This is a genomic window from Blastococcus aurantiacus (genome assembly GCF_900102425.1).
In the GTDB taxonomy this organism is placed as follows: domain Bacteria; phylum Actinomycetota; class Actinomycetes; order Mycobacteriales; family Geodermatophilaceae; genus Blastococcus; species Blastococcus aurantiacus.
On record NZ_FNBT01000002.1, the window covers coordinates 461,253 to 481,601 of the forward strand.

Sequence of the window (20,349 nt, forward strand, 5' to 3'; positions counted from 1 at the left end):
GGTTGGACGCCGTGCCGAGGACCGTGGTGACCGTGCTCGCCCTCGCGGCGGCGCTCGGCGCGAGCGGCTGCTCCCCGCAGGAACGGGTCTGCAGCTCCGGCGAGTACCCGGTCCGCACGGTGGAGTCCACCGACGGCGGTATGGCGTGCGTCCCGGACGGCGAGGAGCCACCGGCCGGCTACGAGCGCTTCCCCGCCGGAGAGGTCCCGGAGTTCGTCGACGACGTCTACCCCGACTGAGGGCGCTCCGCCCGGACCCGGCTCAGGCCGGGGCCAGGCCTCGGCGGCGGAGCAACGGAGCCGGGTCGGCGTCCCGACCGCGGACGGCGCGGAACGCCGCCAGCGGATCGACCGAGCCCCCGACGGCGAGCAGCTTCTGCCGGAAGGCGTCACCGTTGGCCCGGCTCAGCCCACCGTTCTCCTTGAACCACTCCACCGTGTCGGCGTCGAGCACCTCCGACCAGATGTAGGAGTAGTAGCCGGCCGAGTAGCCGCCCGCGAAGACGTGGTTGAAGTACGTCGTCCGGTAGCGGGGCGGCACGAGGTCCGACGCGACACCGGCTTTCTCCAGGGCGGCCCGCTCGAACTCCGCCGGGTCGGTGATCGAGGCGTCGGGCGTCACCCGGTGCCAGGCCTGGTCGAGCAGCGTCGCGGCCAGGTACTCCAGGGTCGCGAACCCCTCGCCCCAGAGGCGGGCGGCGTCGACCGCCGCGACGACCTCGGCTCGCAGCGGCTCACCGGTGTCGACGTGCCGCGCGTAGTGGCTCAGGACCTCCGGCCACATCGCCCACATCTCGTTGACCTGGCTCGGGAACTCGACGAAGTCGCGCGGCACGCTGGTCCCGGCGAAGCGCGGGTAGGTGACCGACGAGCTCAGCCCGTGCAGCGCGTGCCCGAACTCGTGGAACAGCGTGTCGACCTCGTCGAGGGTCAGCAGGGCCGGCTGACCGTCCGGCGGACGGGACACGTTGAGGTTGTTGACGACGACGGGCGAGGTGCCGAGCAGCCGCGACTGCGTCACGAAGGAGTTCATCCAGGCGCCGCCGCGCTTGCCCTCGCGGGCGAAGTAGTCGCCCAGGTACAGGCCCAGCGCCGTCCCGTCGGCGTCGGTGACCTCCCACACCCGCACCTCGGGGTGGTAGCCGGCCAGGTCGGGGCGCAGGGTGAACCGGAAGCCGTAGAGCAGCTCGGCGGCGTGGAAGACCCCGTCGACCAGGACCCGGTCCAGCTCGAACCAGGGGCGCAGCGCGGCGGTGTCGACGGAGTAGCGCTCGGCCCGCACCTGCTCGCTGTAGAAGGACCAGTCCCACGGCGCCAGCTCGACGCCGTCCCGCGCGGCGTACTCCGCGAGCACCGCCGCCTCGGCCTCGGCGTTGGCCACCGACGCCGGCACCATCGAGGCGAGCATCGCGTCGACGGCCTCGGTGGTGCGGGCGGTCTGGTCGGCCAGCACGACGTCGGCGTGGGTGTCGAAGCCGAGCAGCCGGGCCCGCTCGGCGCGCAGGGTCGCGATGCGCAGCGCCACCGGCCCGTTGTCGTGCTCGCCGGAGGCCGCGCGGTTCACCGACGCCTCGTGCACCCGGCGGCGCAGGTCCCGGTTGCGCAGCTTGGTCAGCACCGGCTGGCGGGTGGGCAGCAGCAGCGGGAGCAGCCAGCCCTCGAGTCCGCGGTCGGCCGCGGCGGTCCGCGCCGCGGCGACCTCCTCGGCGCCCAGCCCGTCGAGCTCCGCGACGTCGTCGACGTGCACGGCCGCGGCCTCCATGGCCAGCTGGACGTTCTGCCCGAACGTCGTCGTCAGCCCGGAGAGCTCCTGGTTGAGCTCGGTGAGCCGGCCACGACCCGCGTCGTCGAGCTGCGCGCCCGACAGCAGGAAGTCCAGGTGGTAGCGCTCCACCAGCCGCACCGACTCCTCGTCCAGGCCGAGCTCGTGGCGCTGGGCGTGCACGTCGGCGATGCGCCCGAAGAGCGCCGGGTCCAGCCGGAGCGCGTCGGAGTGGGCGGCCGCCAGCGGTGCGATCTCGCGCTCGATCTCCCGCAAGCGCGGCGAGGACACCGAGGAGGTCAGGTTGCCGAAGACGCTCCAGGCACGTGCCAGCAGCCGCCCCGAGCGCTCCAGGGCGACGACGGTGTTCTCGAAGCCGGGCGGAACGTCTGCGCCCACGATGCTCGCCACCTCGGCGCGCTGCTCGGACATCCCCGCCAGCAGAGCCTCACGGCAGTGCTCGGGCGTGATGTCGCCGAACGCCGGCAGCCCGAAGGGCAGCGGCGAGGGCACGAACAGCGGGTTGGCAGGGGTCACCGGCGAGCTCTCAACGGCACTCATCGCCGCCCATCCTGCGCCATGCCGCTCCGACCCACCGGGCGTCGGTCAGTGGCCGGCCGTGCGGCGGTAGGTCCGTACCGACAGCGGGACGAACACCGCCAGGATCCCCACCACCCAGATCAGGGTGTAGACCACCGGGTTCTGCAAGGACCAGGCCTCCGGAGCCGGAGCGAGCGGGGAGGTGTTCCCGAACAGCTCGCGCGCCGCCTGCACCACCGAGGAGACCGGGTTCCACTCCGCGAAGGTGCGCAGCACGGTGGGGAGGCTCTCCAGCGGGACGAACGTGTTGGCCACGAACGTCAGCGGGAAGATGACGATGAAGCTGGCGTTGTTCACCACCTCCGGCGTCCGGACCAGCAGCCCGACCATGGCCATGAGCCAGGAGATCGCGAAGGCGAAGGCGAGCAGGATCAGGAAGCCGGCGACGGCCTCGCCGAACGACGAGTTGATCCGCCAGCCGACGACCAGCCCGGTCAGCGCCATCACGGTGATCGAGATGACGTTGAGGCCGGCGTCGGCGACCGTCCGGCCGATGAGCACCGCCGACCGGGACATCGGCAGCGAGCGGAACCGGTCGATCAGCCCCTTCTGCAGGTCCTCGGCGAGGCTGGCGCCGGTCGTGGTGCTGCCCAGAACGATCGTCTGGGCGAAGATCCCCGGCAGCAGGAACTCCCCGTAGCTCGTGCCTTCGGGCAGCGCGATCGCGCCGCCGAAGACGTACCGGAACAGCAGCACGAACATGATCGGCGACAGGGTCGCGAACACGACGATGTCCGGCACGCGCTTGACCTTGATCAGGTTCCGCTTGGCGATGACCGCGCTGTCGGACAGCGTCGCGGCGATGCTGCTCATCGGGCTCCTCCGGTGGGAACCGGCTCGGCCGGCTGCTCGTCGTCGGTCGGGACGTCGTCGGCCACGCGCCCGGTCAGGGCGAGGAAGACGTCGTCCAGGTCCGGCCGGCGCAGGCCGACGTCGAAGATCTGGTGGATCGAGCCGTCGAGCCGGCGCAGCGCCTCGGCGAGCACCTCGGCGCCGCCGCTCACCGGGAGCGAGAGCCGCTTGGCCTGGACGTCGACCAGCGGCTCGTCGACCGCCAGCGGGCGCAGCGCCTCCACCATCGCCGGGAGCACCGCCGCGTCGGTGACCGTGAGCTCCAGCCGCTGGCCGCCGACCTGCGCCTTGAGCTCGTCGGCGGTGCCGCGGGCGATGACCTGCCCGCGGTCGATGACCACCATCCGGTCGGCCAGCCGGTCGGCCTCCTCGAGGTACTGGGTGGTCAGCAGGATCGTCGTGCCGCCGTCGGCGAGCTCGGCGATGAAGTCCCACATCGCCAGCCGGCTGCGCGGGTCGAGACCCGTGGTCGGCTCGTCGAGGAACAGCACGCGCGGCCGGTTGATCAGCGAGGCGGCGATGTCCAGCCGGCGGCGCATGCCACCGGAGTAGGTCTTGGCCGGGCGGCCGGCCGCGGCGGCCAGGTCGAACCGCTCCAGCAGCTCGCCGGCCCGGCTCCGCGCCTCGGCCTTGGAGAGCCGGTAGAGGCGGCCGACCATCTCCAGGTTCTCGTAGCCGGTCAGGTACTCGTCGACCGCGGCGTACTGGCCGGTGAGCCCGATGGCGGCACGCACGGCGTCGTCGTCGCGGACCACGTCGAGCCCGACCACCTCGGCCCGGCCCTCGTCGGGCACCAGCAGGGTGCTGAGAATGCGCACCACCGTGGTCTTCCCCGCGCCGTTGGGGCCCAGCAGCCCGAGCACGGACCCCTCGGCCACGGTCAGGTCCACCCCGGCGAGTGCGGTGGTCGCGCCGTAGCGCTTCACCAGCCCCTCGACCACGATCGCGTCGCTCATGCCGGCCACGCTAGGACCGGGTACCGACAGTTCGGGGACGGCCGGCGCGGCCGGCGCGGGCTCGGAGGCGGGGCGGTGCGCTGCGGTTGCATGCCGACCACGACCGGGACCGGACCCGGGAGTCATCGGTGCCCTTGTCCGGGCAGGGCGGTGAGCAGCTCGAGCCTCCCGTTGCCGCCGTGGTCGTCGTACCGTTCCTGGGGTGACGGACACCGCCGGCGTCGCAGCCGGACCGACCACCCCTTCCCCCGCTGCCACGACGTTGGGCGAGCTGCGCGCGAGCGGCGCCGTGCCCCGCCCCGTCAAGGCCGAGATCCGCGCCAACCTGCTCGCCCGCCTCGGCCGCGGCGAGCCCAGCCTGCCCGGCATGGTGGGCTTCGAGGACACCGTGCTGCCCGAGGTCGAGCGGGCCCTCATCGCCGGCCACGACCTCGTGCTCCTCGGCGAGCGCGGCCAGGGCAAGACCCGCCTGATCCGCACGCTCGTGGGGCTGCTCGACGAGTGGACGCCCGTGCTGACCGGCAGCGAGCTCAACGAGCACCCGCTGGCGCCGATCAGCGTCTGGGCCCACCGGCAGATCGCCGAGCACGGCGACGCGACCCCCGTCGGCTGGCTGCACCGCAGCGAGCGCTTCGGGGAGAAGCTGGCCACCCCCGACACGAGCGTCGGCGACCTCATCGGCGACGTCGACCCGATCAAGGTGGCCGAGGGCCGCACGCTCGGCGACCCGGAGACCGTCCACTACGGCCTGGTCCCCCGCACCAACCGCGGCATCTTCAGCGTCAACGAGCTGCCCGACCTGGCCGAGCGGATCCAGGTCGCGCTGCTCAACGTGCTCGAGGAGCGCGACATCCAGATCCGTGGTTACCGCGTCCGGCTGCCGCTGGACCTGCTGCTGGTCGCCAGCGCCAACCCCGAGGACTACACCAACCGCGGCCGGATCATCACCCCGCTCAAGGACCGCTTCGGCGCCGAGGTGCGCACCCACTACCCGATCGAGCTCGCCGACGAGATCCGCCTGCTGCACCAGGAGGCGCAGACCTCCACCCTGGGCGGAGACGGCCTGACCGCTCCCCTCGTCCCGGAGCACCTGGTCGAGATCGTCGCGCGCTTCACCCGGCTGGTCCGCGAGTCCACGCACGTCGACCAGCGCTCGGGCGTCAGCGCGCGGTTCGCGATCGCCGGCCTGGAGACCGTGGCGGCCTCCGCCGTCCGCCGCGCGGCCATCGCCGGGGAGACCCGGCCCGTCGCCCGCGTGGTCGACCTGCCCAGCGTCGTCCCGGCCAGCCGCGGCAAGGTCGAGTTCTCGGACTCCGGCAGCGACAACGACGACGACCGCGAGCTGGAGATCCTCGACCACCTGCTGCGGCAGGCCACCGCGCAGACCTTCCGCGCGCGGTGCGCCGGGCTGGACCTCACCGGCCTGCAGGAGCACTTCACCGGCGGGGAGACCGTCGAGTCCGGCGAGCTGGTGAGCGCACCGGCCCTGCTCGGGCAGCTGGGCACCATCCCGAAGCTGGCCGAGCTGCTGGGCCGCCTCGGCGTCCCCGAGGGGGACCAGTCCGCCGAGCAGGCCGCGGCCGCGGTGGAGTTCGCGCTGGAGGGCCTGTACCTGACCCGGCGGCTGGCCAAGGACACCGACGGCGGCCGCACGATCTACGGGGCCTGAGATGACCACCCGGCGCGGACCCAAGGGGTACCGCTACGGACGCTGGCGCGGCGGGCCCGACCCGCTCGCGCCGCCCTACGACCTCGGCAACGCCGTCGACGAGATCGGCGACTCCGTCCTGGGCGGCAGCGGCGTGCGCGAGGCGCTGCGCGAGCTGTTGCGCCGCGGGGCGGAGGGCCGCCGCGGCCTCGACGAGCTGCGGCGTTCGGTGCGCGAGCGGCTGCGCAAGGCGCGGACCGCCGGCCGGATGGACGGCACGCTGCAGGAGGTCCGGGAGCTGCTGGACAAGGCGGTCGAGGCCGAGCGCCGGGCGCTGTTCCCGGACCCGGACGACGCCGCCCGGCTGGCCGAGGGCGAGCTCGACGCCCTGCCCGAGGACACGGCGGGTGCGGTGCGAGCGCTCAAGGACTGGCAGTGGCGCTCCGACGAGGCGCGGCAGGCCTACGACCAGATCCAGCACCTGCTGCGCAAGGAGGTGCTGGACAGCTCCTTCGCCTCGATGAAGCAGGCCCTGGAGAACGCCGGCGAGCAGGACATGCAGGCGATCAAGGACATGGTTGCCGACCTCTCCCAGCTCGTCGACGCGCACAACCGCGGCGAGGACACCGACGAGCGCTTCGCCGACTTCATGGAGAAGCACGGCCAGTTCTTCCCCGACGATCCGCAGACGGTGGAGGAGCTCATCGACTCCCTCGCCCGCCGGGCCGCCGCCCAGGAACGCATGATGGCCGGCCTGTCGCCGGAGCAGCGGGCCGAGCTGGCCGACCTCATGGCCCAGACCATGGAGGACATGGGGCTGGCCAGCGAGATGGCGCACCTCGGCGACGCGCTGCGTCAGGCCCGCCCCGACCTCCCGTGGGGCCGGCGTGGCCAGGTGCCCGACGGTGAGCAGGCCCTCGGCATGGGTGACGCCACGTCCGCCGTGGCCGAGCTCGCCGACCTCGAGGCGCTGTCCAACCAGCTCTCCCAGGGCTACGCGGGCGCCTCCCTCGCCGACATCGACGAGGAGCTGCTCGAGCGGGCACTCGGCCGGCCCGCCGTCGACGACCTCGCCGCCCTGCGGCAGATGGAGATCGAGCTCGAGCGACAGGGCTACCTCAACCGCTCCGGCGGCAAGCTGGAGCTCTCCCCCAAGGCGGTGCGCCGGCTCGGGGCGACGGCGCTCAAGCGGGTCTTCGCCCAGCTGGAGTCCGCCGGCCGCGGCGACCACGACGTCGCCGACGCGGGCTCGGCCGGCGAGCTCACCGGCAGCTCGCGGGAGTGGCGGTTCGGTGACGAGCAGCCGCTCGACGTCGTCCGCACCGTGAAGAACGCCGTCCTGCGGACGGCGCACGAGCCGCGCGGCGAGCACGACCGCCGCGTCCGCATCGCCGTCGAGGACTTCGAGGTGGTGGAGACCGAGCGGCGCACCGGCGCGGCGGTCGCCCTACTGGTCGACCTCTCCTACTCCATGGCACTGCGCGGCACCTGGGGCGCGGCGAAGTCGACGGCGATGGCGCTGCACTCGCTGGTCACCACCCGGTTCCCGCAGGACGCCATCGAGATCATCGGGTTCGCCTCCACCGCCCAGGTGCTGGCGCCCTCGACCCTCGCGGAGCTCTCGGTGGACACGCTGCAGGGCACCAACCTGCAGCACGGCCTCATGCTGGCGCGGCGGTTCCTGGCCAAGCACCACGACGCCGAGCCGGTCGTCCTGGTGGTCACCGACGGCGAGCCGACGGCGCACCTGGAGGACGACGGGACGCCGTTCTTCTGCTGGCCCCCGATGCCCGAGACGATCGCCCGCACCGTCGCCGAGGTGGAGCGGGTGGCCCGGTCAGGGGCGACGGTCAACGTGTTCGCCCTCGACCCCGACCCCGGGCTGGTGCACTTCGTCCACGACCTCACCGAGCGGGCCGGCGGCCGGGTGTTCACGCCCGACAGCGACCGGCTCGGCGAGTTCGTGGTGGCGGACTACCTCCGCGCGCGGAAGGGACGTCGCAGCCGCTGAGATCCGGCGCCGCGCGCGGTCTGCAGCACATGACCGAGCACGTGCAGGCCCCCGACGGCACCCGGATCGCCTTCGACCGGGTGGGTGCCGGTCAGCCGCTGGTGCTGATCGGCGGCGCCGGCCAGTTCCGCGCCGTCGATCCGGACACCCGGGAGCTGACCGGCGAGCTCGCGCGGCGGGGCTTCGAGGTCGTGCACTACGACCGGCCCGGCCGGGGCGACAGCGGCGGCGAGCCACCCTTCGGCCTGGCCCGGGAGGTCACGGCGATCGGCGCGCTCGTCGACGCCGTCGGTGGGCGGGCGTGGCTGCACGGCAGCTCGTCCGGCGGCGCCATCGCCCTGGCCGCCGCCGCCGCGCTGCCCGGGGTCGAGCGGCTCTCCCTGTGGGAGGTGCCCCTCGGCGAGGAGTGCGGCACCGACGGCGCTGCCTACCTGGACGCGGTCCGGGCGTGCGTCGGTACCGGCGACCCGGAGGCGGTCTGGCGGCTCTACACCGACGGCATGCCGCCGGAGTGGTTCCGGTCCATGCGCAGCGGCCCCCGCTGGCCGCTGTACGAGCGCATGGCCCCCACCCTCGAGGCCGACGCCGAAGCGCTGGCCTGGACCCAGTCGGCTCCCCGGGCGGAGCTGTGGGCGGCGGTCGACGTCCCCGTCCTCGTGCTGCTGGGCACCGACACCTTCCCGTTCATGGCCGACGCCGCCGACGCGCTGGTCCGCGCCCTCCCGCGTGCCGCGCGCGGGCACGTCCGCGGGAGCGGGCACCGGTGGGAACCCGCGGACCTGGCCGAGCGGCTCGCCGCCGATCTCCCGGCCGCGCTCAGCGGGCCCTCGGCTGCTCCCCGCTCGAGCTGATGCCGGGGATGGCGCCAGCCCGGAAGGCGTCGACGAAGTGGCGGTGGTCCTCCTGGGTGCGCCGCGCGTAGCCGTGCGCGAACTCGACCAGGTCCGCGACGAACTCGTCCCGGCGCCCCGCGAGCATGGTCACGATCGCCTCCTCGGTCTGGAACGGGACCAGCGTGTGGTCGCTGTCGGCGTCCCCGACGCAGTGCAGCTTGGCCGTCGCCCGGCCGAGCTGCTCGAGCACCGGCCGGATGTCGGCGGGCTCGGTGAGGTCGTCCCAGTCCAGGTCGAGCTCGTAGGGCGACAGCTCGGCGACGACGAAGCCCCTGCCGCGGATCACCGTGTGCCCCAGGAACTGGGAGGCGTGCGACTGCAGCGCCCGGCGGCTCACCGCCGTCCGGTGCCCCTCGTGCTCGAAGTACCCGCGGACCTCCGGGTCGTCCACGATCCGGCTCGGCGCGGCGACGGCGCCCTGCTTCAGCGAGAGGACGACGTCGTTCTCCAGCGCCTGGTCGTAGCCCTCCAGCAGCACGTTGTACGCGGGCAGCCCGGCGCTGCCGATGCCGAAGCCGCCCGTGCCGATGAGGTCCTTCACGTCGTAGGCGACCTCCCGCCGCCACGGGCGGGGCGGCAGCGTGGCCTTGTAGCGCTCCAGGGCGTCGAGCACCTCGGCGCGCTCGTCGTCCTCGAGCCGGCGGTTGCGCCTGTTGTCCGCGAAGCGCCGCTCGCCGTCCTCGACGACCGTCATCCGGTCCAACAGCCCCAGGCGGGTGCGGCCGGCCGTCGCGCGGATGAGCTCGTGGACGGCGCCCTCGGTGTTGCCGGCCACGAGGGCGAAGTCCCGGTCGGCGTCCGAGCGGGTGAACGCATCCACCTGGTCCAGCCAGGCGTCGAGGTACACGGTGATCAGCTCGCCGATCACCTCGTCGGAGAACGCCTTGCGCCAGGCCAGCAGGGCGAAGCTGGCCGCGAACCGCCGCAGGTCCCAGCTCACGTGGCCCAGGTAGGCCTCGTCGAAGTCGTTGACGTCGAAGACGATGCGGCCGGTCGCGTCCATGTAGGTGCCGAAGTTCTCCGCGTGCAGGTCACCGTGGATCCACACGCGCGACGTCCGCTCGTCGCTCCAGCGGTCCTCGGTGGTCGCCATGTCCGCGTAGAACAGGACGGCGCTACCCCGGTAGAAGGCGAAGGGGTCGGCGGCCATCTTGCGGAACTTCGTGCGGAAGGCGTCGGCGTCGGCCTCCATCAGATCGGCGAAGGCCTCGACCAGGACGTCGACGATCGTCCGGGCCCGCTCGTCGAGGTCTGTGGACTGGGTCACACCTAGGGGGGAGAGGGCCACAGGTTGCACCGTAGGCGGTCGATAACCTCGGTGGACGGAACCGCGGACGACCTGGACGACGACCGGAGGGAGGCACCGTGACCCGAGCGAGCACAGCACGCCGGCTGGCGACCGGTGCTGCCTACGGCGGCGGCGGGGTGGGCCTCGCCGGAGCCGCCCTGGTCGCGCTGCTGCGCGAGGAGGCTCGGGCCGCGCGCCGCCGGGTGGACGCCCGGCGGCAGCCCGACCCGCCCTCGGGCGACGGCGTCTACGGCCGGGGCCGCGGCACACCCATCTCCTTCACCGTTCTCGGCGACTCCAGCGCCGTCGGCCTGGGCGTCGACCGCGCCGCCCGGACTCCCGGGGTCCTCATCGCCTCGGCACTGGCCGAGCTCGCCGAGCGCCCGGTCCGGCTCACCCGGCTGGCCGTCTCCGGTGCCAAGTCGCCCCAGCTCGACGCCCAGGTCGACGCCGCGCTGCTCGAGCGGCCCGACGTCGCGCTGATCATGATCGGGGCCAACGACGTCACCAGCCGCACCCGGCCCGCGGTGTCGGTCCGCCACCTCGGGGACGCCGTCCGCCGCCTGACCGCCGCCGGCGCCGAGGTGGTCGTCGGCACCTGCCCGGACCTCGGCACGATCCGCCCCATCGGCCAGCCGCTGCGCACCCTGGCCCGGCGTTGGAGCCGGCAGATGGCCGCCGCGCAGACCATCGCCGTGGTCGAGGCCGGCGGGCGCACCGTCTCCCTGGGCTCGGCGCTCGGTCCCACCTTCGCCACCGACCGCAGCCTCTTCAGCCGGGACGAGTTCCACCCCAGCGCCGCCGGCTACGCGCACGCCGCCGCGGTGCTCCTGCCGTCGGTCGCCGACGCGCTCGGGGTGTGGCCGGCATCCGCCGACCGGCGCCGCGGCACGCTGCGTCGCGAGACCGTGCGACCGGTCGCCAGCGCAGCGGCCCGTGCCGCCAGCCGTACCGGCAGCGAGGTGCAGCCCGCCGAGGTGCCCGGTCCCGGCGCGGAGCCCTGGGGCGGATGGGCGCTGCTGCGCCGCCGCCGTCCCCCGGAGATCGCCGCCGTCGGGCAGGCCGAGCCCGCGCAGCAGGAGCCGGCCACCACCTGAGACCACCGTGACGCGGGCCACAGACCGGCGGCCGGTGTGCCGCGGCTCATAGCGCCGCGAGACGCGGGGGTAGTTTCAGGGGTGACCCGACGTCCGGCGACCGCGGCCGGACCCCCTCATCGTGGAGGATTCATGCCCGAAGCAGTCATCGTCGCCACCGCTCGCTCCCCCATCGGCCGCGCCTTCAAGGGCTCGCTGAAGGACCTGCGCCCCGACGACCTCGCCGCCACCATCGTGCGCGCCGCGCTCGACAAGGTGCCCGCACTCGACCCGCGTGACGTCGACGACCTGATGCTCGGCTGTGGTCTCCCCGGCGGCGAGCAGGGCTACAACATGGGCCGCGTCGTCAGCGTCCTCCTGGGCATGGACCACCTGCCCGGCACCACGGTCACCCGCTACTGCTCCTCGTCGCTGCAGACCACCCGCATGGCGATGCACGCCATCAAGGCCGGCGAGGGCGACGTGTTCATCTCCGCCGGCGTGGAGATGGTGTCCCGCTTCGTGAAGGGCAACAGCGACGGCCTGCCGGACACGAAGAACCCCTTCTTCAACGAGGCGCAGGCCAAGGCCGCCAAGGCTGCCGAGAGCGGCGCCGACACGTGGGTCGACCCGCGCGAGAGCGGCGACATCCCCGACGTCTACATCGCCATGGGCCAGACGGCCGAGAACCTCGCCCTGATCAAGGACGTGTCCCGCCAGGAGATGGACGAGTTCGCCGCCCGCAGCCAGCAGCTGGCCGTGGAGTCGATCGACAACGGCTTCTGGGAGCGCGAGATCACCCCGGTCACGACGCCGGACGGCACCGTGGTCAGCCAGGACGACGGCCCGCGCCGCGGCACCACCGTCGAGGGGCTGTCCGGCCTGAAGCCGGCCTTCCGCCCCGACGGCCGGGCCACCGCCGGCAACGCCTGTCCGCTGAACGACGGGGCGGCCGCCGTGGTCGTCATGAGCGACACCAAGGCCGCCGAGCTGGGCCTGACCCCGCTGGCCCGCATCGTCTCGACCGCCGTCACCGGGCTCTCCCCGGAGATCATGGGTTACGGCCCGGTCGACGCCTCGAAGCTGGCGCTCAAGCGCGCGGGCATGAGCATCGACGACATCGACCTCGTCGAGATCAACGAGGCCTTCGCCGCTCAGGTCATCCCGAGCTACCGGGACCTGAACATCGACATCGACAAGCTGAACGTCAACGGTGGCGCCATCGCCGTCGGCCACCCGTTCGGCATGACCGGTGCCCGTATCACCGGCACGCTGATCAACGGCCTGCAGACCCGGGACAAGACCTTCGGTCTGGAGACCATGTGCGTCGGTGGCGGCATGGGCATGGCGATGGTCATCGAGCGCCTGTCCTGACCCAGCGCTAGACCGGCAGTGGCCCGGCCCCTCAGGGGGCCGGGCCACTGTGCTGTGCGGGGTCGGTAGCGCCTGCCGCACGTACGACAGTGGCCCGGCCCCCTCGCGGGGACCGGGCCACTGTCATGTGGTGCTGGGTTACTCGCTCTGCAGGTAGGACAGCAGGCGCAGGATCTCCAGGTACAACCAGACGACCGTCAGGAGCAGGCCGAAGGAGATGTACCAGGCGAACTTCGCCGGGGCGCCGCGCCGGATCGCCTCGTCGGCCATGTCGAAGTCGAGCAGCAGCGTGAACGCCGCGACGCCGATGACGACCAGGCTGAAGAGGATGGCGATCGGGCCACCGTCACGCAGGCCCAGGCCACCGTCGGTGAAGAAGCTGGCGACCAGGTTGACGAGCATCAGTGCCAGGACGCCGAAGAGCGCGCCGACGATCCAGCGGGTCAGCTTCGGGGTGACGCGGATGGCGCCGGTCTTGTAGACCACCAGCATCCCGAAGAAGACACCGAAGGTGCCGATCACCGCCTGGGTGATGAGGTTGTAGCTGAAGTTCTCGGCGTAGAACTCGCTGATCGCCCCGACCAGGACACCCTGGATCGCGGCGTAGGACAGGGTGGCGACCGGGTTGGCGATCTGCTTGAACGAGATCACCAGGCCGAGGATCAGACCGACGATGACGGCCGGGAAGAGCAGGCCGATGGCCACCTCGTCCGGCACGGCCATCCAGGTCGCCGCGGCCGTCAGGACGGTCACCAGGAAGGTGAGGCCGGTCTTGGTGACGACGTCGTCCATCGTCATGTACTGGGTGCCGGTGGCCGCGTAGGGCGAGGGCGCCGCGTAAGGGTCGGCCGGGGCGCCGTACTGCGGCTGGGCGTTCCAGCCTGCGTACTGCTGGCCGTTGCCGGCGCCGCCGAGGCCCTTGAACGCCGGGTTGCTGCTGGGCATCGTCATCTCCTCGAGGTGACCGCTGGATCGTGGGGTACACGGTGGTGCACTCCACTCAGTCTGGTCAACGCTCCGGGAGGCCCGGTAGTTCCGGCGTGTCGAGGCGATCCGCGCTGGTCGTGCACAGGGTCCTGCGCGTGCCCCCGGTGGGATTCGAACCCACACTGCAACCCTTTTAAGGGGTCTGCCTCTGCCGGTTGGGCTACGGGGGCCGAACGTCGGCGCTGGCCTGCACGCTAGCGCCGCCGGGTCAGGGCGCCGAGCGGGCCAGGTGGGTGGCGCGGGTGAGGACGGCATCGAGCATCGGCTCGGTCAGCTTGCCGGTGAAGGTGTTCTGCTGGCTGACGTGGTAGCTGCCGAGCACCGTGAGCGGGCCGCGCGGGCCGGTCAGCTCCACCTCGGCGCCGTGACCGAACGCCGGGCGCGGCCGAGGGATCGCGTAGCCGGCCGCGCCGAGCACCGGCCACAGCGCCGTCCACCCGAACCCGCCGAGCACCACCACCACGCGCAGCCGCGGCAGCAGGTCCAGCTCGCGGGCCAGCCACGGTGAGCAGGTGTCGCGCTCTTCGGGGGTGGGGGCGTTGGCCGGCGGGGCGCACCGCACCGCGGCAGCGACCCGTACGTCGGTGAGCTCCAGGCCGTCGCCGATGTGGGTGGACGTCGGCTGGTTCGCCAGGCCGGCCCGCCAGAGCGCCGCGAAGATCCAGTCGCCGCTGCGGTCGCCGGTGAAGACCCGGCCGGTGCGGTTGCCCCCGTGGGCGGCCGGCGCGAGGCCGACGACGGCGATGCGTGCGTCCGCGGGCCCCATGCCGGGGACCGGCCGGCCCCAGTAGTCCTCGTCGCGGAACGAGGCGCGCTTCACCCGCGCGACCTCCTCGCGCCAGGCCACCAGGCGGGGGCAGGCGTAGCAGCCGGAGATCCGCTGGTCGAGGACGGCGAGCTCGCGGGTGGCTCGCGCCGCCCGCACCACCCCGGCCGGCGTCCGGGTGACGGGGAACCCCCCGGCGTCCACTGCCATGGCACGAAGCAGAACACGCACGAGGGCGCGCACGGGCAGCGGGGCCTCGACGGCGACGTCGCTGGCGCACCCCGACCGGGCCTGCCATCCTCGCCGCGTGCGGCCACCGGACTTCTGGGCAGGGCACAGCCACCTGTGGGACGAGTGGGTGCGCGACCACGGGCTGCCCGAGCCGCTGAGCACACCCGTCGCCCTCGGGGAGTCCGTACCGGTCGCGTACTGGGTGGGGCCACGGACGGCGGCGGTCCTGCACCTCCACCGCTCGCAGGACGACGGGGCTCCCGAGCCGCACACCGGGACCGACCTCCGGCTCCTCGCCCGCGTTGGGGACGGCTGGGAGTACCGGGGCGGTTCCAGGAGCTGGTCGGCGGACGAGTTCCCGGAGAAGCCGGTACCGGCCCGCGACGTGCGCCTCGACGGGAGCGCGTGCAACTGGTGGACACCCGACGACGACGGGCGCAAGGCGCTCTACCTCGTGGTCTGCGTCGTCGCCGACGCGCCATGCACGATCCGCGTCCTGGATCGCGACGGTGAGCTGCTTGCCCGGATCGACGAGCCCGCCGGGGTGGAGGGCGTGCCGCGGCGAGCGTGAGCCGGTCAGCCGCGGGCGAGGCGCAGCGCGATGCCGTCGAGGATGTCGTGCTCGCTGACCACGACCTCGTCCATGCCGAACTCGTCCACGATCGCCCGCAGGATCAGCGCGCCGGCGCCGATGACGTCGACCCGGCCGGGGTGCATGACCGCGAGCGCGGCCCGCTCCTCCCGGGGCATGGCCAGCAAAGTCTCGCTGACCCGGCGGACGTCGGGCGCGGCGATCCGCGAGCCGTGGATGGCGTCCGGGTCGTAGGCGGGCAGGTCGAGGGCGAGCGCGGCCACGGTGGTGACCGAGCCGGCCAACCCGACGAGGCTCACCGCCTCGGCGACCGGCACGTCCTCGGTGACCAGGGCCAGCGCCGCCCGGATGTCGTCGACGGTCGCCTGTACCTCGACCGACGACGGCGGGTCGCCGTGCAGCCGCCGCTCGGTCAGCCGCACGCAGCCGATGTCGACCGAGCGCGCCGCCCGCAGCCCGGACCCGTCTCCCAGCACGAACTCCGTCGAGCCGCCCCCGATGTCGACCACCAGGAACGGCGCCCGGGGCGCGGCGGTGCCGTGCGCCGCCGCGGCCGTCTCCAGGGACGCCGTCGCGCCGAGGAAGGACAGCTCGGCCTCCTCCCGCCCCGGGACGACGTCGGGCAGCCGGCCCAGCGTGGTCAGCACCATCTGCTCGAAGTCGGCCCGGTTCGCGGCGTCGCGGGTGGCGCTGGTGGCCACCATGCGGACGTCCTCGGCCCCCAGCTCGCGGGCGATCTGCGCGTACTCGGCCAGGACAACGCGGGTGCGCTCGATGGCCTCGGGGGCCAGCCGGCCGGTCGCGTCGACGCCCTGGCCCAGCCGGACGACCTCCATGCGGCGCACCAGGTCGGTCGCCCCGCCGGTGGGCGGGACGTCGGCCACGAGCAGCCGGATGGAGTTGGTGCCGCAGTCGATGGCGGCGACCCGCGTCACTCGCCGTCCCCCTCGGGGAGGGCGCAGGGCCCCTTGGCCCACCACTCCCCCATCCCCTCGACCGCGCGGTCGCCGATCGGGTTCACCCCGGGCCCGGCCGCCAGTGCGTGCCCGGCCAGGGCGTGCAGGCACTTGACCCGGTCGGGCATCCCACCGGCCGTCGCCCGGGTGGGCAGCACGTCCTTGGCGTCACGCTCGGCGAGGTACGCCTCGTGCGCCGCCCGGTACGCGGCGGCGAGCTCCTCGTCGGTGCCCAGCTCGTCCTGCCACTCGCGCATCCGCCCGGCCGACTCGAGCCGGCTAGCAGCGGCCGACGCCCGCGGGCAGGTGAGGTAGTAGAGCGTCGGGAACGGCGTGCCGTCCTCGAGCCGGGGCGCGGTCTCGACGACGTCGGGCTGCCCGCACGGGCAGCGGTGCGCCACCCCCTCGAGGGCGCGCGGCGACCGGCCCAGCTGCCGCTCGACGACGTCGCGGTCGGCCGGGGTGATCGGCTCGCTCACTCCTGGGACTCCTCGGGGACGTCGCCGTCGGCACGGGCCACCGACTCCATCAACCCCTGGAACCACGGCTGCGGCTCCGCGGGGGCGGCCGCCTCGTCCAGGGTGCCGGCGTCGCCCTCGACCGCCTCGCCGTCGACGACGACGACCAGCCGGTCACCGGGCAGCACGTAGGTGAGCCGCTCCCGGGCCTGGCGCTGCGTCCACTCCGGGTCGCCCTGCAGCTCGAGCTCGGCCGCGAGCTCCTCGGCCCGCCGGTCGAGGGCCTGACCCTCGGCGGTGAGCTCGGCCAGCTCCTGCTGCCCGGCCAGGTACTGACGGAGCGGGCCGGCCAGGGTGAGGGCGAGCAGCAGGACCAGCGCCCCGAGGAGTACCGCCCGGCCGGTGAACAGCGGGCGACGGCGCGCGGTAGGCGCCGCGGTGGAACGCGCCGGCCGGCGCGCGGCCCGGCGCTCCCCCGGACGTCGCGTCGGGGGGGTCCCGCTACTCCGCAGCCCGGCGCGCACCGGACGGGTCGTGTGGACCCGCGGGACGCGACCGGTGCTGCGGGAACCGGGTGGCGGGGTCCCGCCGCGCCGGCCGCGGACGCTGCTCATGATCGACCGATCAGCTCCGGCCCAGGCGGGGGAAGGCAGCGGCGCCGGCGTAGCGCGCGGCGTCGTCGAGCTCCTCCTCGATGCGGAGCAGCTGGTTGTACTTGGCCACCCGCTCGCTGCGGGCCGGGGCGCCGGTCTTGATCTGCCCGCAGTCGGTGGCGACGGCGAGGTCGGCGATCGTGGTGTCCTCGGTCTCGCCCGAGCGGTGGCTCATCATCGAGCGGTAGCCGCTGCGGTGGGCCAGGTTGACCGCGTCCAGGGTCTCGGTGAGCGTGCCGATCTGGTTCACCTTGACCAGCAGCGCATTGGCCGCGCCCCGGTCGATGCCGTCGGCCAGCCGGGTGGGGTTGGTGACGAAGAGGTCGTCGCCCACGATCTGCACCCGGTTGCCGAGCGCCTGGGTGAGCGAGATCCAGCCGTCCCAGTCCTCCTCGTCGAGCGGGTCCTCGATCGAGACGATCGGGTAGGCGTCGACCAGGCCCGTGTAGTACTCGGCCATCTCGGCCGAGGACAGCTGCTTGCCCTCGAAGGCGTAGGAGCCGTCGGAGTGGAACTCGGAGGCGGCGACGTCGAGGGCGAGGACGATGTCGCTGCCCAGGGAGTAGCCGGCCTGCTCGACGGCGGTGGAGATGAGGTCGAGCGCCGCCCGGTTGCTCGAGAGGTTGGGGGCGAAGCCGCCCTCGTCGCCGAGCCCGGTCGCCAGGCCCTCCTTCTTCAGGACGGCCTTGAGCGCGTGGTAGGTCTCGGTGCCCATGGCCAGCGCCTCGGCGAAGGTCGCGGCTCCGATCGGCGCGATCATGAACTCCTGGACGTCGACGTTGCTGTCGGCGTGGGACCCACCGTTGAGGATGTTCATCATCGGCACGGGCAGCAGGTGCGCCGACGGGCCGCCGACGTAGCGGAACAGCGGGAGGCCGGCGGAGTCGGCGGCGGCCCGGGCGACGGCGAGGCTGACGCCCAGGATCGCGTTGGCGCCGAGGCGCGACTTGTCCGGCGTGCCGTCGAGGTCGATCAGCCGCTGGTCGACCAGGCGCTGCTCGCTGGCCTCGAAGCCGAGCAGCTCGGGACCGATGACGTCGAGGACGCCATCGACGGCCGTGGTCACGCCCTTGCCGCCGTAGCGGCTGCCGCCGTCGCGCAGCTCCACCGCCTCGAAGGCTCCGGTGGAGGCGCCGCTGGGCACCGCCGCGCGGGCGATCGTCCCGTCGTCGAGGGCGACCTCGACCTCAACGGTGGGGTTTCCGCGCGAGTCGAGGATCTCCCGCGCGCCTACGGCATCGATGCTCGGCACGGGGGGCAGCCTAACCAGCCGATCCCTCGCGTCACGACAGCCTCGCCCGCCGCCGGTACCCGACCGGGTGGTCAGCGGCCTCCAGCCCGCGCCTCGGCCGCGGCGTCGAGCTCCCCGGCGTAGCGGCGCACCGCTTCGCGCAGCGCGTCCTCGACGTCCCAGCCGCGGCCCTGCGCCGCCGTCACGACGCCCAGGAGCTGCTCGCCCAGGGCCTCCGGGCTGTCGACCGCGAGGTCGGCCGCCTCCGGCGTGGGCAGGCCCGCCCGCCCCGCGCGCCGGACGAGGGCCGCACCCCAGGAGGCCGCCGGCTGGGACCGGGAGACCCCCTCGGTCGGCGAACGCCGCTGCTTCTCCTGCTGCTTGATCTCGTCCCAGCCCGCCTCGACCTGCGCCACGTCCCGAGGGCCCGCGTCGCCGAAGACGTGCGGGTGCCGGCGGACCAGCTTGTCCACGAGCTCATCGGCGACGGCGTCGACGTCGAAGCGCCGCTCGGTCGCGGCCTCGGCGGCCACCCGCGCGTGGAAGACCACCTGCAGGAGCACGTCGCCCAGCTCCTCGCGCATGGCCACCGGGTCGTCGTCGACGATCGCGTCGTAGGCCTCGTGCGCCTCCTCGAGCAGGTAGCCGCGCAGCGAGGAGTGGGTCTGCTCGGCGTCCCACGGGCAGCCGCCGGGCGAGCGCAGCCGGTCCATCACGCGCACGACGTCGAGCAGGCGTGCTCCGGGCGGTTCCGGCGGGCCCTGGACGACCTGGACGCCGGAGAGGTCGTCGGTCCCGTCGGCCAGCAGGACGACGGCATCGGGCCGGGCCTGCGCGGCCGCCACGTCGGCGACATCCCCGACGTGCCACCCGTCGGCCCGGAGCGCCTCCGCGGTCGCGGCGGCACCGGGCACGGCGACCACCGGCCGGTCCGCCAGCGCCCGCCAGGCGGCGGGCCCGAGCAGGCCGGGGAGGCGGGGGCTGACGACGACGGCGAGGGCGACGGGCACGTGCTCAGTCTCCGGGACCGCTCCCGGACGCGTCGTCGGGCCCGTCGAGGATCTGGACCACCCCGCCCTCGCCGCGCACCAGCCGTCCGTCCTCGTCCAGGACGCCGTACCGCGGGTTGACGGTGACGTCGAGGTCGTCGCGCACCTCGGTCACCCGGGCCGCGGCCGCCTCCTGGGCCTCGGCCTCCGCCTGCGCCTCGAGCTCCGGCCGGGCGTCGTCGAAGGTCGGCGTCACCTCGCCGGCGGTGAAGCCGACCACGACGCCGCCCGCCGCCTCCAGCGGCTGCACGAATCCGCTGCCCGCCGGCGCGGCCTCGAGCTGCTCGGCGAGCACCGGGACGATCTCCTCCGGGTCGCCCCGGACGAGCTCCGGCAGCGTGGACGAGCCCGCGTAGCGGGCGGCCACCGCCGGGTAGGCGGCGGGGTCCGCGGTGAGCTCGGCGAGCACGGCCTCCGCCTGGGCCTCGTCGGGCGCGGTGATGACGCCGAACTCCAGCCCGGTGAGGTCGTCGCGCACCTCGTCGTAGCGCTGGCGCAGCTCCTCCTCGTCCGGGGCGCCGGACTCGGCGAGCTCCTCCAGGACCAGTTGCTGGCGGATGTTCTCGGCGGCGTCGGCCCGGCTGACGCCCTGCTGCGCGAGCTGGGCGTAGACGTCGTCCGGGTCCTGCTCCCCGATGAGCTCGTCGATGCGGGACCGCACCGCGGCATCGCCCACGGTCACGTCGTTGCGCTCGGCGACGGCCGCCAGGAGCTCCTGCTCGACGAGGAAGCCCAGCACCTGCCGGGTGTAGCCGGCCCGGTCGGCCTCCGCGAACTGCGCGATGTCCTCGTCGCGCATCCGCTCGTCGACCGCCCGCTCCAGCTCGGCGACGGTCACCTGCGCGTCGCCGACGTACGCGGCGACGTCCGGGGAGCTCCGGCACGAGGTGAGGGCGGGCAGGGCGAGGGCGAGCAGGACCCCGGTGGCCACCACCCGGGGAGCGCGAGGCATCAGCACGTCCGGAGA

General features: G+C 73.9%; 19 protein-coding genes and 1 tRNA gene. 7 read left to right on the forward strand and 13 right to left on the reverse strand.

The features are described from left to right. The first annotated feature begins 11 nt into the window (after positions 1-11). Positions 12-239, forward strand: a complete 228-nt coding sequence (locus BLS70_RS05760) for an SCO0607 family lipoprotein (protein WP_218122294.1) — start codon at positions 12-14, stop codon at positions 237-239. Positions 240-261: 22 nt separating this feature from the next. On the opposite strand, the gene BLS70_RS05765 is transcribed toward BLS70_RS05760, so the two are convergent. Genes BLS70_RS05765 through BLS70_RS05775 form a run of 3 tightly spaced genes read right to left on the reverse strand, consistent with a single transcriptional unit; the run spans position 262 to position 4,169 of the window. Continuing rightward, entirely contained in the window at positions 262-2,322 is a 2,061-nt protein-coding gene (locus tag BLS70_RS05765; protein WP_091764671.1) for a M3 family metallopeptidase, read from the reverse strand. A gap of 45 nt (positions 2,323-2,367) precedes the next feature. Next, positions 2,368-3,174, reverse strand: a complete 807-nt coding sequence (locus tag BLS70_RS05770; RefSeq protein ID WP_091764672.1) for an ABC transporter permease — start codon at positions 3,172-3,174, stop codon at positions 2,368-2,370. Beyond that, positions 3,171-4,169: an ATP-binding cassette domain-containing protein gene (locus BLS70_RS05775; RefSeq protein ID WP_091764873.1), complete on the reverse strand. Its 999-nt coding sequence runs from the start codon at positions 4,167-4,169 to the stop codon at positions 3,171-3,173. Before BLS70_RS05775 ends, BLS70_RS05770 begins: the two co-directional genes overlap by 4 nt. Before the next feature lie 202 nt (positions 4,170-4,371). Here BLS70_RS05775 and BLS70_RS20710 point away from each other — a divergent pair, with 202 nt between their 5' ends. The 3 genes from BLS70_RS20710 to BLS70_RS05790 are packed head-to-tail and all read left to right on the forward strand — an operon-like array spanning position 4,372 to position 8,679. Beyond that, a complete protein-coding gene (locus tag BLS70_RS20710; protein ID WP_091764673.1) occupies positions 4,372-5,838 on the forward strand; it encodes a sigma 54-interacting transcriptional regulator in 1,467 nt (488 codons plus the stop codon). A 1-nt stretch (position 5,839) separates the two neighbouring features. After that, complete coding sequence (locus tag BLS70_RS05785; RefSeq protein ID WP_091764674.1) at positions 5,840-7,828, forward strand: VWA domain-containing protein; 1,989 nt, start codon at positions 5,840-5,842, stop codon at positions 7,826-7,828. 29 nt (positions 7,829-7,857) lie between these two features. Next, positions 7,858-8,679 (forward strand): alpha/beta fold hydrolase, encoded by an 822-nt coding sequence (locus BLS70_RS05790; RefSeq protein ID WP_091764675.1) that lies wholly within the window; start codon positions 7,858-7,860, stop codon positions 8,677-8,679. Here BLS70_RS05790 and BLS70_RS05795 read toward each other — a convergent pair. Continuing rightward, entirely contained in the window at positions 8,645-9,988 is a 1,344-nt protein-coding gene (locus tag BLS70_RS05795) for a DUF2252 domain-containing protein (protein WP_255362256.1), read from the reverse strand. The genes BLS70_RS05790 and BLS70_RS05795 overlap by 35 nt on opposite strands. A 98-nt stretch (positions 9,989-10,086) precedes the next feature. Here BLS70_RS05795 and BLS70_RS05800 point away from each other — a divergent pair, with 98 nt between their 5' ends. Further along, positions 10,087-11,106, forward strand: a complete 1,020-nt coding sequence (locus BLS70_RS05800; protein WP_091764676.1) for an SGNH/GDSL hydrolase family protein — start codon at positions 10,087-10,089, stop codon at positions 11,104-11,106. Positions 11,107-11,238: 132 nt separating this feature from the next. Next, the gene (locus BLS70_RS05805) at positions 11,239-12,459 is read left to right on the forward strand and encodes an acetyl-CoA C-acetyltransferase (RefSeq protein ID WP_091764677.1); all 1,221 of its coding nucleotides are present in this window, start codon (positions 11,239-11,241) and stop codon (positions 12,457-12,459) included. Between the two features lie 138 nt (positions 12,460-12,597). On the opposite strand, the gene BLS70_RS05810 is transcribed toward BLS70_RS05805, so the two are convergent. The 3 genes from BLS70_RS05810 to BLS70_RS05820 all read right to left on the reverse strand — a co-directional run bounded on the left by BLS70_RS05810 (position 12,598) and on the right by BLS70_RS05820 (position 14,422). Beyond that, complete coding sequence (locus tag BLS70_RS05810; protein WP_091764678.1) at positions 12,598-13,404, reverse strand: Bax inhibitor-1/YccA family protein; 807 nt, start codon at positions 13,402-13,404, stop codon at positions 12,598-12,600. A 138-nt stretch (positions 13,405-13,542) separates the two neighbouring features. Then, a tRNA-Leu gene (locus BLS70_RS05815) sits at positions 13,543-13,616 on the reverse strand. A gap of 38 nt (positions 13,617-13,654) precedes the next feature. Beyond that, positions 13,655-14,422: a uracil-DNA glycosylase gene (locus BLS70_RS05820; protein ID WP_176946297.1), complete on the reverse strand. Its 768-nt coding sequence runs from the start codon at positions 14,420-14,422 to the stop codon at positions 13,655-13,657. Positions 14,423-14,519: 97 nt separating this feature from the next. Between BLS70_RS05820 and BLS70_RS05825 the strand changes: the two genes are divergently transcribed. After that, positions 14,520-15,014, forward strand: coding sequence for a hypothetical protein (locus tag BLS70_RS05825; protein ID WP_091764679.1), 495 nt, complete (start codon positions 14,520-14,522; stop codon positions 15,012-15,014). Between the two features lie 5 nt (positions 15,015-15,019). Here the strand turns inward: BLS70_RS05825 and BLS70_RS05830 are convergent, their stop codons facing one another. The 6 genes from BLS70_RS05830 to BLS70_RS05855 all read right to left on the reverse strand — a co-directional run bounded on the left by BLS70_RS05830 (position 15,020) and on the right by BLS70_RS05855 (position 20,334). Then, positions 15,020-15,970, reverse strand: a complete 951-nt coding sequence (locus BLS70_RS05830; protein WP_091764680.1) for a Ppx/GppA phosphatase family protein — start codon at positions 15,968-15,970, stop codon at positions 15,020-15,022. Beyond that, positions 15,967-16,470 carry a DUF501 domain-containing protein gene (locus tag BLS70_RS05835; protein WP_091764681.1) on the reverse strand — a complete coding sequence of 168 codons (504 nt, stop codon included), beginning with the start codon at positions 16,468-16,470 and terminating at the stop codon, positions 15,967-15,969. Before BLS70_RS05835 ends, BLS70_RS05830 begins: the two co-directional genes overlap by 4 nt. Then, positions 16,467-17,063 (reverse strand): septum formation initiator family protein, encoded by a 597-nt coding sequence (locus tag BLS70_RS05840; protein WP_091764682.1) that lies wholly within the window; start codon positions 17,061-17,063, stop codon positions 16,467-16,469. The genes BLS70_RS05835 and BLS70_RS05840 overlap by 4 nt, the downstream gene beginning before the upstream one ends. 10 nt (positions 17,064-17,073) lie before the next feature. Further along, positions 17,074-18,354 (reverse strand): phosphopyruvate hydratase, encoded by a 1,281-nt coding sequence (gene eno, locus BLS70_RS05845; RefSeq protein ID WP_091764683.1) that lies wholly within the window; start codon positions 18,352-18,354, stop codon positions 17,074-17,076. Positions 18,355-18,425: 71 nt separating this feature from the next. Then, complete coding sequence (locus BLS70_RS05850) at positions 18,426-19,343, reverse strand: nucleoside triphosphate pyrophosphohydrolase (protein ID WP_091764684.1); 918 nt, start codon at positions 19,341-19,343, stop codon at positions 18,426-18,428. Positions 19,344-19,347: 4 nt separating this feature from the next. After that, on the reverse strand, positions 19,348-20,334 hold the full coding sequence (locus tag BLS70_RS05855; RefSeq protein ID WP_255362274.1) for a peptidylprolyl isomerase: 987 nt from the start codon (positions 20,332-20,334) through the stop codon (positions 19,348-19,350). Positions 20,335-20,349 lie beyond the last annotated feature (15 nt).

Bases quoted from the DNA above. Each gene is read 5' to 3' on its own strand.
- BLS70_RS05765 (WP_091764671.1), bottom strand. From the start codon at position 2,322: ATGAGTGCCGTTGAGAGCTCGCCGGTGACCCCTGCCAACCCGCTGTTC.
- BLS70_RS05770 (WP_091764672.1), bottom strand. From the start codon at position 3,174: ATGAGCAGCATCGCCGCGACGCTGTCCGACAGCGCGGTCATCGCCAAG.
- BLS70_RS05775 (WP_091764873.1), bottom strand. From the start codon at position 4,169: ATGAGCGACGCGATCGTGGTCGAGGGGCTGGTGAAGCGCTACGGCGCG.
- BLS70_RS05785 (WP_091764674.1), top strand. From the start codon at position 5,840: ATGACCACCCGGCGCGGACCCAAGGGGTACCGCTACGGACGCTGGCGC.
- BLS70_RS05790 (WP_091764675.1), top strand. From the start codon at position 7,858: ATGACCGAGCACGTGCAGGCCCCCGACGGCACCCGGATCGCCTTCGAC.
- BLS70_RS05805 (WP_091764677.1), top strand. From the start codon at position 11,239: ATGCCCGAAGCAGTCATCGTCGCCACCGCTCGCTCCCCCATCGGCCGC.
- BLS70_RS05810 (WP_091764678.1), bottom strand. From the start codon at position 13,404: ATGCCCAGCAGCAACCCGGCGTTCAAGGGCCTCGGCGGCGCCGGCAAC.
- BLS70_RS05820 (WP_176946297.1), bottom strand. From the start codon at position 14,422: ATGGCAGTGGACGCCGGGGGGTTCCCCGTCACCCGGACGCCGGCCGGG.
- BLS70_RS05840 (WP_091764682.1), bottom strand. From the start codon at position 17,063: ATGAGCAGCGTCCGCGGCCGGCGCGGCGGGACCCCGCCACCCGGTTCC.
- BLS70_RS05855 (WP_255362274.1), bottom strand. From the start codon at position 20,334: ATGCCTCGCGCTCCCCGGGTGGTGGCCACCGGGGTCCTGCTCGCCCTC.